Source organism: Schwartzia sp. (in: firmicutes) (genome assembly GCF_978017985.1).
Map to the genome: position 1 here is coordinate 1 of NZ_CDXDFU010000145.1, position 13,052 is coordinate 13,052.

Annotated in this window: 10 protein-coding genes; 5 read left to right on the plus strand and 5 right to left on the minus strand. The window is 48.9% G+C overall.

Going from position 1 to position 13,052, the window contains the following annotated elements; genetic code table 11:
* The 4 genes from ACY69O_RS06725 to cydC form a co-directional block, all read left to right on the plus strand.
* Positions 1–869: cytochrome ubiquinol oxidase subunit I (locus ACY69O_RS06725; RefSeq protein WP_462332698.1), on the plus strand; the 869-nt coding region annotated here is incomplete at its 5' end.
* Positions 869–1,882, plus strand: a complete 1,014-nt coding sequence (cydB, locus tag ACY69O_RS06730) for a cytochrome d ubiquinol oxidase subunit II (RefSeq protein WP_462332699.1) — start codon at positions 869–871, stop codon at positions 1,880–1,882. The genes ACY69O_RS06725 and cydB, both read left to right, overlap by 1 nt.
* Positions 1,869–3,500, plus strand: a complete 1,632-nt coding sequence (gene cydD / locus ACY69O_RS06735; RefSeq protein WP_462332700.1) for a thiol reductant ABC exporter subunit CydD — start codon at positions 1,869–1,871, stop codon at positions 3,498–3,500. The genes cydB and cydD overlap by 14 nt, the downstream gene beginning before the upstream one ends.
* Entirely contained in the window at positions 3,493–5,121 is a 1,629-nt protein-coding gene (gene cydC, locus ACY69O_RS06740; protein WP_462332701.1) for a thiol reductant ABC exporter subunit CydC, read from the plus strand. The genes cydD and cydC overlap by 8 nt, the downstream gene beginning before the upstream one ends.
* Positions 5,122–5,156: 35 nt before the next feature.
* Here the strand turns inward: cydC and ACY69O_RS06745 are convergent, their stop codons facing one another.
* The 4 genes from ACY69O_RS06745 to ACY69O_RS06760 all read right to left on the minus strand — a co-directional run bounded on the left by ACY69O_RS06745 (position 5,157) and on the right by ACY69O_RS06760 (position 9,145).
* Positions 5,157–5,729 carry an N-acetyltransferase family protein gene (locus ACY69O_RS06745; protein ID WP_462332702.1) on the minus strand — a complete coding sequence of 191 codons (573 nt, stop codon included), beginning with the start codon at positions 5,727–5,729 and terminating at the stop codon, positions 5,157–5,159.
* Positions 5,730–5,798: 69 nt separating this feature from the next.
* A complete protein-coding gene (locus ACY69O_RS06750; protein ID WP_462332703.1) occupies positions 5,799–6,329 on the minus strand; it encodes a nitroreductase in 531 nt (176 codons plus the stop codon).
* 160 nt (positions 6,330–6,489) lie between these two features.
* A complete protein-coding gene (gene hflX / locus ACY69O_RS06755) occupies positions 6,490–8,292 on the minus strand; it encodes a GTPase HflX (protein ID WP_462332704.1) in 1,803 nt (600 codons plus the stop codon).
* Between the two features lie 19 nt (positions 8,293–8,311).
* Complete coding sequence (locus ACY69O_RS06760; RefSeq protein WP_462332705.1) at positions 8,312–9,145, minus strand: polysaccharide deacetylase family protein; 834 nt, start codon at positions 9,143–9,145, stop codon at positions 8,312–8,314.
* Between the two features lie 145 nt (positions 9,146–9,290).
* On the opposite strand from ACY69O_RS06760, the gene ACY69O_RS06765 reads away from it, so the two are divergent.
* On the plus strand, positions 9,291–11,066 hold the full coding sequence (locus ACY69O_RS06765) for a sensor domain-containing diguanylate cyclase (protein ID WP_462332706.1): 1,776 nt from the start codon (positions 9,291–9,293) through the stop codon (positions 11,064–11,066).
* A 61-nt stretch (positions 11,067–11,127) separates the two neighbouring features.
* On the opposite strand, the gene ACY69O_RS06770 is transcribed toward ACY69O_RS06765, so the two are convergent.
* Positions 11,128–12,852 carry a methyl-accepting chemotaxis protein gene (locus ACY69O_RS06770; protein ID WP_462332707.1) on the minus strand — a complete coding sequence of 575 codons (1,725 nt, stop codon included), beginning with the start codon at positions 12,850–12,852 and terminating at the stop codon, positions 11,128–11,130.
* Positions 12,853–13,052: the final 200 nt, after the last annotated feature.

A 13,052-nucleotide genomic window follows, 5' to 3' on the forward strand; every position in this document is an offset into this window, starting at 1 on the left:
TCACCGCACTCATTACAAATCCTTACGTTGTCGGTGAGCTGAGCCACACCATTTTTTCCGGTATAGCAACAGCCGGCTTTTTGCTCCTCGTCATATGCGCATGGAAAATTGCCCGTGATTTTGTATCACGTCAGATATTCATGCAGGCATTGAAAGGTGTATCCGTCTACCTGATTATCGGAATTATGGGAACAATGGGCACAGGCCATCTGCATACTCAATACCTTGCTGAGTCGCAGCCAATGAAGCTTTCCAGTATGGAAGCCCTTTGGGAAACCGAGGACCCTGCCCCATTTGCCGTTGTCGCTGACATCAATCAGGACGAACGTAGAAACAGATCTGAAATCAAAATCCCGGGCATGTTCTCTTTTATGCTCTTTAACAAGCCTGAAGGTGCCGTCCAGGGAATCAACCAGCTGCAGAAGGCGGCTGAAGAAAAGTATGGGCCGGGCAATTATACTCCTGATGTACCGGGACTTTTCTGGAGCTTCCGCATAATGATTGCCTGCGGCGGAGCCATGGCCGGGCTTGCATTTTTAATCGGAGGGCTCGCATGGCTGAAGCCTGAGCTGCTCGTTAAATTCAAGAGTTTTCTTGCGGCCGTTCCCATGCTGCTGCCTCTTCCGTTTTTGGCAAATTCCGCGGGTTGGTTTATTGCCGAGGCTGGCCGCCAGCCGTGGATTGTAGTCGGGCTGCAGAAAACAGCAGACGCAGTATCCCCGAACCTGACACCAAAAATGGTTTGGCTTACCATGACAGGCTTTACTCTTGTTTATCTAATTTTGGCAATCGCCGCCTTTTGTATTGCCTGCCGCCTTATCAAAAAAACTGACATAAAAGCAGTCAACCATGAAGGGAGGGCTCAGTGATGGATTACAATGTACTCTGGTTTATCCTCATCGCCGTACTCTTTACGGGTTTCTTCTTCCTTGAAGGCTTCGATTACGGCGTAGGAACACTTATGCCGTTCATAAGCGACCGGGAAAAGGAGCGCAGCCAGATTCTCTCCTCAATTGCTCCCGTGTGGGACGGCAACGAGGTTTGGATGATAACTGCAGGCGGTGCGACGTTCGCAGCATTTCCGCATGTATATGCGACCATGTTCAGCACCTTCTACATGGCACTTTTCCTGATGCTGCTGGCCCTGATTCTTCGCGGAGCAGCCTTTGAACTGCGTCATCACCACGAATCCGCATTATGGAAGCGAACCTGGGATAAAGCCATTTTCTTCGGTTCAGCGCTGCCTGCCCTGCTTTGGGGTGTCGCCATGACCGACCTTTTGATTGGCCTTCCCATCGGCAAGGATATGATTTATAAGGGAACATTTTTAGATTTGCTCAGTCCGGCTTCTCTTGTAGGCGGAGCAGCCTTCCTCAGTCTCTTCGCTTTCCACGGTGCAAATTTCCTTGCCCTGAAGCTGGATAATGACCGTCTTAAGCTTACTATTCAGAAGCTCGGACTAACCAGCTGCAAAATCGCATTTGTCACCCTTGCTCTTCTGGCTTTGCTCATTCACCAGAAGGTAAATCTTCTGAGTGCGCCGATAACACTGATTCTTTTCCTTCTTGCATTGGTTTCCCTGCTTTTCAGTTCCATGAATATGCAGCACAGAAAAGAAATGCGCGCATTTCTTTTAACCGGCCTCAGTATTGTCTGCATCACAGCAGGGCTTTTCGCCGCGCTGTTCCCGAGGCTCATGGTTTCAAGCCTTGATCCCTCGTGGAGCCTGACTATAACAAACGCCGCATCCACTGAATACACTCTGTCCATAATGACGATAGCCGCTTTATGCTTTGTCCCTGTTGTACTTATATACCAGGGCTGGACATATTGGGTATTCCGTCATCGTATAAAAGCTGACCAAAATCATGCAAATTACTGACCGCCTATATGAAGAAAAGCAGGCACTGTTTTATATGTGCCTGCTTCAGCTTCTCATATCTATCTGTACACTCGGAGCAGCCTGGCAGCTGAGCCGGGTGATTTCTGATGTTTTCCTTAATGGAATTTCATTAAACGCAGCAGCAGCCGACATTGGTATGCTGCTGTTTTTGCTGCTGATAAAAGCCCTGCTGCAGTATCCGCTTAAAAAACAGCTATGTGTTTTCTCCTCAGAGCTTCAGTTTCAGATACGTCAAAAACTGCACCGCTCCCTGGCGGTACAGACTGTTCCCGATAATAAACTGCAGCTTCTGGCCGTTGAAACCACAGAAGCACTGGACAAGCTCAGCACTGCTATACTTCCTCAATTCCTGTCTCTTGCAGTCTTAATGCCATTATTCCTTTTGACTATCGCCTTTATGGACTGGCAGTCTGCCCTGATAATGCTAGTTACCCTGCCCATTGCCCCAATCCTTTTGGCACTCATCGGGCACAAGACAAAAGCCGCCGCACTTGAGCAGTGGGAAAAGCTTGGAACCCTGACAGCAGCCTTCAAGGATATGCTGGCAGGAATAATCACACTGAAGCTCTTTCGTCAGGAGGTGGCACAGGGAGAAAGACTGTCCGAAAACAGCCGTGATTTTTCCGCAGCCTCCATGAAGGTATTGCAGCTGGCATTTGTTTCAAGCTTCACGCTTGAGCTGATTACTACGCTGACCATAGCCATACTTGCTGTAAGCATCGGTCTGCGTCTGCTGTACGGAGAAATGAGCTTTTCCATAGCATTTTTCATGCTGCTTCTGCTACCGGAATTTTACCGGCCCCTGCGTCAAGGGGGTATAGCTTTTCACGCGGCTGCAGAAGTTCATACCGCATGGAAAACTCTTCAGAACATCATTGAAACAGGCCGCTCTGACCTTCGCCGCGGCGCCCGTGATGAACTCCGGGTTCCCCCTGATATATCAGTCCATGAGCTTTCATTTACGTATCCCGAAGCCCCCCTGCCTACGCTGCAGGATATCTCTGCCCGTTTCCCTGCCAATAAAGTCACCTGTATTTGCGGTACCAGCGGCGCAGGGAAAACGACTCTGCTTAAGGTGCTGGCAGGACTTCTCAGCCCACAGCAGGGCAGCGTTTTATTCAGCGGCAAAAATCTGGCCGATATGGCAAAAGAAAGCCGCCAAAAGCTGATTTCATATATTCCGCAGGCTCCTCATATCTTTCAGGGAACTCTTGGGGAAAATATCAGTCTGTTTGACTGCGGAAAAAAAGAGGATATTGCCGAAAAAATAAACGGTGCATTGAAATCCGCGAGACTTTCTCTATCCCCTGACACCTCTATAGGCGAGGGCGGGCAGGGACTTTCAAACGGGCAGCTTCACCGTCTGGGGCTGGCACGGGCATTTTATCAGGACAAGCCTGTTGTACTGCTTGACGAACCAACAGTCGGCCTTGAACCGGCCGAAGAAAAGGAGCTCCTGAATACCCTTGATGATTTCTCCCGACACAGAACTGTTATAGTTATATCCCACCGTGAGGCGGTCCGAAAATGGGCCGACACTAAGATTGCCATTGAAGCAGGAACGGCTGTCCCAGCCGAGGAGGTGCGCCATGAATAAGCTTCGTGCCATACAAAAGCTGATTTCATTGGCAGGACCGGCAAAAATAATGCTCATGGTTCTCACAGGGGTTCTTTCGGGGCTGACGGGAATCGGCCTTATGGGAGCCGCTGCATGGATTATCAGCTATGCGGCACTTCAGCCGCCTCTTTATGCACTGACTCTTGGTATTACATGCGTGCGCTTCTTCGGAATAAGCAGAGCCGTCATGAGATACCTGATGCGTCTTTTTTCGCACAGGCTGGCTTTCTGCTGCTATGAAAAACTCCAGATTATGATATACAGAACCATGTGCAGGGAACTGCCCCTAAAAACAACGCTTGCAAAGCAGGGACAGTATATGGAGCAGCTTGGTGACGATGCCTCGGTTCTTCGGGATTTTTATCTGCGCTGGCTTTTGCCTGTATTCAGTACAGGGCTTATCACACTTTGCTTCAGTCTTTGGCTGTATGAAATCTCTCCTGCAGCTGCAGGTCTTGTATGCTTCCTCTTTATACTTCACATAATACTTCCCGTTACAATAATAATGTCAGATACCGCGAATAAGCAGAGCAGCCACTACCGTGATTTGCTTTCAGATGCCTCCTGCGGACGTGATGAACTTATACTTTCAGGCCGATTCAGTTTGTTTATGACCAAGCTTGATGAAGCCGCCCAAAATTACGATACTGCAGCAGTAAAACAATGCTTACGGCAGGAACTGGCAGACACTATACTTGATATTGTCCGCCGGATTTCATTTGTCTTGTATCTCCTGCTGCTCATTCAAGCCTTAAACAGCGGCTCCCTTGACCCCCGCTGGCTTGCCGTCTGGCTGCTGCTTCTGTTGGGGCTTTACGGAGAATTATCCGTCTTGTCTTCTGCGGCAGTTCAGCTAATTTCGTCCCGACAGTCGGCAGAACGTGTATTAAAAGAGTTTCCGAAGGCTGAATTCACACAGGAACCTGTCCCGGCAAATTCCTCCTCCCCTTTTTTATCCGCCAAAAATATCTCCTTCTCATATACCGCAGGACTGCCGGTCTTTGCTCCCCTCTCCTTTGAACTTGAAAACGGCGGCGCGATTGCCGTACGTGGAGACAGCGGCAGCGGAAAGACCACACTGGCACAGCTGATTTTGAAATTACTGCCTCTTGAGCAGGGAGAGCTGTATCTTTCCGGTATTCCAATCGGCCAAATATCCGACGATGTACTTCGCAGTTATTTCGCCGCTTCAATCCAGCCCTGCCATATATTCTCTGATTCCATCCGTGGCAATTTCACCCGTCTGCACCCTGACATAACAGATGAGAAGATTTGGCAGGCACTTGATACAGCATGTCTTGGCGATACAGTACGCGCCATGCGCCTTCAGCTTGATGAACCTATGGGAGAAAACGGCAGCCGCCTGTCCGGGGGACAGAGAAATCGTTTGCTGACGGCGCTTGCTCTTGCAAGTGAGGCTCCATGCCTTATTTTGGACGAACCTACAGACGGCCTTGATAAAACCACAGGAACCTCACTCCTTGAAAACATCATTTCGCACATAACCCAAAAGGGAAAGACTTTAATCCTCATAACCCATGACAAAGAAGCTGCCTCCATGCTTCCAAAGGAGATATGGCTTTCTCCTCCCCAAAATTAAAACAGCCTGCGGCAAACATTTGCCACAGGCTGTTTTCACTTGCTCTCTCTGTATGATTTTATGGGCGCGGGATTTGGGACATGCTCTCCCAGGAGTTTTTCCATCCATATCAAATCATACCACCGTCCAAATTTCGAACCGATATCCTTGAAATGGCCAACCTCCCTAAAGCCCAGATGCTTATGGAATCCCACACTGTCCTTTGTAAGATATGGGTCATCCTGTCCTTCATGGGGCCATGCAACACAGGCTTCAAAGCTGATGATTCCCATTTTTATAAGCGCAGACTCAAGCTCCTCGTAAAGACGCTTACCCAGTCCCGCCTTACGTTTACCGCGGTCAATATAAACCGAGCTTTCCACAGCCCAGGCACACGCTGCCCTCACATGAAAAGGCGCTGCGTAGGCATAGCCGATTATTTTGCCGCCCTCTTCCGCCACAAGATACGGATATTTTTCACTTATGGTTCTGATGCGGTTCTGAAATTCCTCCACAGAAGGCACCTCATACTCGAAGGTAATCGCTGTTTCCCTGATATAAGGCGCATATATGGCAAGCAGTGCCTCAGCATCCTCCGGCACAGCATCACGTATCGTTATCTCTGACAAATTTTTCCCCTCAAATCATTTGAACTCATGATAATTAAAAGAAGGAGCTTTTTCAAGCCCCTCCAATAATCATTTTACGTAATATACACGTCCCGGCATACGCGGAGCAGCCTTCGGCTTTGCGTTATCCTCAGGATATCCCAGGATACAATGACCGATTCCTTCCCACTCGCCTTTCAGCCCGATTTTTTTCAAAAGCTCCTTGCCCCAGTCAGACTCGAATTCTTCCCTTGCACGGTGAATCCAGCAGCTTCCGATTCCGAGAGCATCTGCAGCCTGCATGAGATTTCCGATAACAAGGCTTCCGTCATATACACGGTTCGGCCAATCCTTCGGAGCAAGTACGATAAGAACCACCGGTGCCCCGTAAAGAGGATCAACATCTGCGGACCAGCCGCCAATCTCACAATTCTTCACAGAGATTTCATCACGCAGTTCTTTGTTTGTTACAGAAACTATAATCGGTTTCTGTTCCCCATGGCCGCTTGCGGCGTACAGGCCTGCATCAATAATCTGGTCGATAATTTCCTGCGGTACCATATCCGGCTTATACTTGCGCACGCTGCGCCGTGTTTTGAGTGCTTCGATAATTGTATTCATTTTGTACTCCCTTCCGCCTGCAGAACAGGCAATGCAATTAAAGGATTCTGCTTAATCCGACTAAAATCCATTGGGAGTCAAAAACTCACAATGGATAAGTCTCCTTTAATGATAGCGCATAGAATACAAAAACACTATGATATTTAGATGAAAAAACATCTCATTCATCCAAAATATATTTTTCAAACCGTTCCTTCTCGGAAACAGGAAGGCTGACTGTGAGCTTTGTTCCCTCCTCTGCGTATTCTGTCTCCTTCACGGCGTTCAGCATATGAAGCTCCGTAATGGCCGCGCCGTCACTGTAAGGAATCAGCAAAGTGCATTCAAGGGACTGCTCCTTAAAAAACGATTCTATGCGGTTAAGAAGCACCTTTATATTGTCGCCCGTAGCTGCTGACACACATACAGCATCACGATACCTGGTCATGCGCCCGGTATCGTAGGGATTTTCCATTTGGTCAGTTTTGTTGAACACAAAGAGCATTGGTTTTTCTTCCGCTCCCAGCTCCTTCAGCACCTCCATAACAGCCTCAATATGCTGCTCGGCGTTGCTGCTGCTCGCATCCACCACATGAAGCAGAAGGTCAGCCTCCGTCACTTCCTCCAGTGTTGCCCGAAATGCTGTCACCAGAGTATGGGGAAGCTTTTGGATAAATCCTACCGTATCGGTTAAAAGAATTTCTTTCTTTTCAGGCAGCGTCAGCCGTCTTGTGGTGGGATCAAGTGTAGCAAAGAGCTTATCCTCCGCAAAGACCTCCGCTCCCGTGAGACGGTTGAGCAGCGTGGATTTGCCCGCGTTTGTGTAGCCCACAAGCGCCACCAGAGGCATACGGGATTTTTGTCGGCGCGTGCGGTACAGCGTACGCGTTTTCTTCATTCCGTTTATCTGCTCTTCTATATCATGGATACGGGTATAGATACGGCGGCGGTCTACCTCCAGCTTTGTTTCACCGGGTCCCCTCGTACCGATTCCGCCGCCAAGACGCGAAAGAACAAGGCCCTGGCCGCCGAGACGCGGAAGATTGTATTTAAGCTGTGCAAGCTCAACCTGCAGACGTCCTTCGTGGGAGCGCGCCCGCTGCGCAAAAATATCCAGTATAAGCGCCGTGCGGTCAATGACACGTATTCCCAGCATCCGCTCAAGATTATGCTGCTGTGATGGAGTAAGCTCGTCATCGAGAATCAGTAGATCGGCGTCGAGATTCTGTATCTCCATGGCGATTTCATTGACCTTTCCTTTTCCCAGGAAAAGCGCCGAATCAGGCCGCTCCCTTCGCTGAGTAAAACGCCCGACAACCACCGCGCCCGCGGTATCGGCCAGACGCTCAAGCTCGTCCATAGATTCCTCTATGCCCCATATGCCTCTCTGCATACGCTCCACCCCGGCAAGGATAGCACGCTCGGGACGGCCGTCCGTTGTTTGTGTGCTCTCCTCGCTGAGCTTCTTGTTTATTGCCGTTACCATCAGCGAAAGATTTACCTGATGAAGCACTGTATCAGAGGCCGGACCGTAGGTAAACAGCTGAGGAGTACCGTCCTCACGGGTATCCCCCGTAAAAGCCCCCATACTGCCTGTGATTTTCCCGTCACGGCGGCCTATAGCCGCCATACAGTCAAAACGAAGCCTGCGGAGAGAGGACAGGTCCGGTTCGCTCAGCCTTACGTCGCCTGTAGGGTGAGTATGTATGCAGCGGATTCCCGAAAGCCTTTTATCCGAGCGTGTCTTTTGCTTAAGCTCAGGCAAATCTACCGTCGCCACATCCCCCAGCGCCACCTGCACTACACGTCCCTGACGGGAAATATATACTGCTACCTCCCTGCCCAGAAGCTCCGTAATGTCGAGCATGCGCTCATTCAGCTCACGGGTAGACAGCTGTCCCACAGGCACAGTAAGCTCATAGAGTTTCTTGAGCTGCTCCTGTATATGAGTTTTGACGTTTACCAAATCGCCCTTTATGTCCATAAAGACCTCGTTACATTATTTATTGATAAATCCAGTAATACTGTTCCGTAAACATTTCATCATCCATAGCCGCGTAGTTCTGCACGTGCCTTTTGAACGGAGCGTTATTATTCTCGCACATGCTGAGTCCCATATAAATGCGCGGTACAGACCAGCGTGTGTCCTCTCCCATGGTTCCACGGGTATTCACTGCGAACGCAGCCCTGTAGCCTGCATCCTTCACCGCGCAGATGACATACTCATCATAGCTTCCGCACGGGTAAGCAAGTCCATCGCATTTTCGTCCTGTAATAAGCTCAAGATATCTTTTCGACATTTTGAACTCATTGAGATTGTCCCAGTAATTTTCCTCCCGCAGATCAGACGGATGCGTCAGCGTGTGGGAGCCTATAGAAATATGCGGATCCTTTGCCATTTCCTTCAATTCTTTTGCAGTGATATAAGGATACCCCGGAAGCTCCCCATCAATACAGCTCGTAATGATGAAGAAAACGGCCTTCATATCACGCTTCTTGAGCTCCGGAAATGCGTAATCATAGATACCCTTGTATCCGTCATCAAATGTGATAAGGACGGATTTTGCAGGGAATGAGCCTTTGTCAATGCAGTCTATATACTCCTCCATAGAGAGCGTCCTATATCCGTTTGCCTTGAGCCAGTCGAGCTGCTGCGCAAAAGCCTCAGGAGTTACATCGAAGCCGTTAAGCGGCACCGGCTTGAGGTCATGATACATAAGCACCGGCGCGTAAGCGCTGTATGGAAGCCCCTCCGAACAAAAGCCCCTTTGCGGAACCAGCGCCATAGCGCACAAAAATACGAAAAAAATAACATTAGATACGAGTTTTCTGATCATAGCTGTAATACGTCCCCCTTTGTCTTCATATATTATAACGCAACAGTCCAAATTTTGCCGTAGGCAAAACATTAACTATTGCGTTATAATAGAATAAATCAGTTTTTATCTCTATCTGAACTGTAACCGGGAAGGACTCTTTTTTATGAAAATGTTTCCGTTCTGCCTGAAAAATCCACAGGACATAGATGCTGCCATAGCAGAGTTTCAAAAGCAGTGCCCCAAAAAGTACAGCTCTATCCTCTGCATTGTCTTCAGCTCAACTACAAAATCCGATACAGTCCTTGCCCTCTGCCGCCAAATAACTTCAGTACTCCCTGAAGTCAGAGTTGCGGGCAATACCTCGTCCGGTGAAATATTTGGCGGACATCTTGCACTTGAAACCATCATAGTGAATTTCATGGTTTTTGAGACCTCCCTCGTCACGGCACGTATCTTCGATACAGGAGAAAGCTCCGCGTCCGATGCTGCCGCCCTTTTGCGGGAACAGCTTCTTGACGAGCCTTTGCTTAAGGGAGTGGGCTTCGTAACAACCCCGTCCATTCTCAATGAAATCAATATTTTCTCGGACGTGCTCAGCGAGCTTCCCTCAGGCATAAAAATTTTCGGCTGCTCAGCAGACAGTTACATGTCCATGAAAACAAACAGAGACGAGGAAGCTGCCGTCTTTACTGATAAGGAATGGACCACAAAAGGATTTCTTCTGCTGCTTTTCAGCGGAGAAGACCTCAACATACAGGTCGGCTCCTACATCGGATGGAAGCCCCTGGGCCGTGAGGTCACCATCACCGGACTGAAAAACCGCAGTACCGTAAGGTCCTTTGACAACAAACCGGCTATTTCCCTGTATGAAAAATATCTCGGCATCGTTCCTGAAAAGGATTTTTACCGTCCTCTTATTACATTCCCCATTATTGTGCGGCGTGATGGTCATAAAATTACGCGCGTAGCGTATGCGTATGAACAGGACGGCTCCATACGCTTCAGCGGCGACTGCCGCATAGGCGAACGCGCGCATCTTGCCTACGGCGACCCACTGTCCATGCGCAAGCATCTGCATCAGCGCTTTGCTGAGGTTCACAGCTTTGCTCCGCAGGGAATCCTTATTTATTCCTGCATAGTACGGCGCCTCTACCTTAAAAAAGAAGTAAACAATGAGCTTTCGCCCTTCACAAAGATTGCGCCTACCGCTGGAGCCTATTCTTTCGGAGAAATCCGCAGATATGACGGATACACAAATGTTCATCTCATGAACAGCGCTCTGATGACAATCGCATTCCGCGAAGGAGAAAAGCCTGCGAGCATGCCTATAGATATTCCGCCCATGGAAAACACCATGAGCGAACATCTTTCGCTTATCAGCGGTCTTGCCAACTTCGTCAGAGTAACAAACAAAGAGCTGGAACAGGCAAATAAAGAACTGCGCTATCTTGCCAATACAGACAGGCTCACAAATCTTCTGAACCGTGGTGCAACCGAGACCGCCCTGAAGGAAATTCTTGAGGGCTGCCGCCGCAACCCTGAAAAAGAAACAGGCGTCCTCATGCTTGACCTTGATTATTTCAAAAAGGTCAACGATACCTTCGGGCATGAAGAAGGCGACCGCGTCCTCAGAAAAGCCTCCCGCATCATGCAGGCATCTGTCCGTCATTCAGACCCCGTAGGGCGCTGGGGCGGTGAAGAGTTTATGATTATTCTTCCTGACTGTTCCCTTGAGACTACCGTAAAAATTGCCGAGACAATCAGACGGAATATACGTACCATCATACTTCCGGACAAAAAACGCATGACAGCCAGCATAGGTGCCACAGCAGCTTCTTCCTCCGACACAATTGACAGCCTTTATACAAGACTGGACACACTCCTTTATGAAGCGAAGAAAAATGGCAGAAACAGAGTCTGCGCTGACGAATCCGAATAAAGTATCATATATAGACACAAAAGCGGCTGCCCTTTCGGACAGCCGCCTTATTTTTACGCAATCAGAATTTGAACTTGTTGAGGGAGTTCTGCAAATCCTGCGCCAAGTGTGCCAGAGAATCGCTTGCATCAGCAATTTCACTTGCGGAAGCTGACTGCTCCTCAGAAGCCGCCGAAACATTTTCCATCTCGCCGGATACCTGAGATCCCTTCTGCAGAATGAACGAGGACTTCTCCTTGATATTCGAGGTCTGGTCTGCAACCGCATGAACCTCTGACGTTATAGTTGCTGCCTGCTCGGATACACCGAGAGCCGCAGCCTGAATACGCTCGAAAGCTTCCTTCAGCTGGCTGACAGATTCAGTACCTGCTTTGACAGCGCTGCTGCCCTGCTGCATGGACTTGACGGCTTCATCAGTATCCGCCTGAATACCGCCGATAAGATTCGTGATACGCTGTGCAGCCTCCTGTGACTGCTCGGCAAGCTTTCTGACTTCCTCAGCAACTACCGAGAATCCGCGGCCGTTCTCGCCTGCACGTGCTGCCTCAATAGCCGCATTAAGTGCAAGGAGATTCGTCTGCTCCGCGATTTCAGAAATATCGCTGACAATCTGTCCGATTTCCTGAGAGCTCTTGCCAAGCTTATCTACAGTTGCCGCAGAATCAGCTACAATGCTCTCGACGCTCATAATCTGCTCGACAGCCTGCTGAATAGCCTTGCTGCCTGCCTCAGCCTCGTCCTTGGATTCATTGGCGTGCTGAGCAACCGTTTCAGCTGTAGTATTAAGACGGTCAATGGACTCAGCCGTATTGTTGATGGACTCCATTGCATCGTTTACATAGCTCTGCTGCTCGGAAGTAGCTCCTGCCGCATCGGTAACAGAATTAGCAACCATGCTGGAAGCCTGTGCTGCCTGCTGAGAGCTTGCAGTAAGCTCCTCGGAAGCCGCCGCCAGCTGCTGTGCAGACTCATTTGTCTGACGCATGAGCTTGTTCAAGGATTTGCGTACATCAGCAACCATGTCAGCCAACTGTCCGAATTCGTCCTCGCGGTTGATGGTGCGCTGTGTAATAATGAAATCGCCGTCACGGAGCTTTGCAAGAGCATGCCCCATCAACGTCAGCGGAGTTGTAATTTTCTTAGTGATAACAAGAACAACGAGAACTGCGATAACAAGCACCGCTATAAGCTCAATAACCATGAACTGAATCGTTCTTGCTGTGTTTGCATCGTTCTGTTCATTAAGACTCTTTGCTCTGTCTGCTTCCATCTGGGAAAGCTTTGCAAGCTCCTTGCCGATGGACGAAGCACGGCTTGCACCGTTCTTCGTGTAGTAAGCACCGGCTTCCTCTCCCTGTCCGGCAGCGGTAAGCTCAATTGTTCTTTTGAGTATAGGTGTCAGTTCAGCAAAATCTTTCTTGATTTTATCAAGCAGAGCAACTGTCTCTGCATTCTTGTTCGGAATCCCGTCAAGACCGTTCAGGCTTGCCTGCACAGCCTTCAAGCTTTCATCAAGACTATTGGTGAGCTTTTTAACACGCTCCGGGTCCTTCGCAGAAACGACAGTCGAAGCGGCCATAGCCTGTGCACGGCGCATATCACCGTTTGCGGCACCCACATATACCAGTGTCTGCACCGATGAAGTATACATTACCTCCATATCCGCCTGCGCTTTTTTGATGGCCATATATCCGGATCCACCTATGATTGCCATACCAAGCACAGCGACAATGGCCAAAATCACCAGCTTATAGGCAACGCGTATATTATCCAACCAATTCATCATAAAATACCCCCTCATATACTTTCATTTCCGTATTCAAATACTATACCATATGTTAATTGTATTCTACAAATCCATAAAAAATCCTTCTAATAATGATTACATTTCTACAAAAAATTTTCTTGTGAAACAAAACTTTATGTTTTGAATTACAAACATAAAGCGCTAACACCATCATTCATACATGCACGGCAAATCCACAA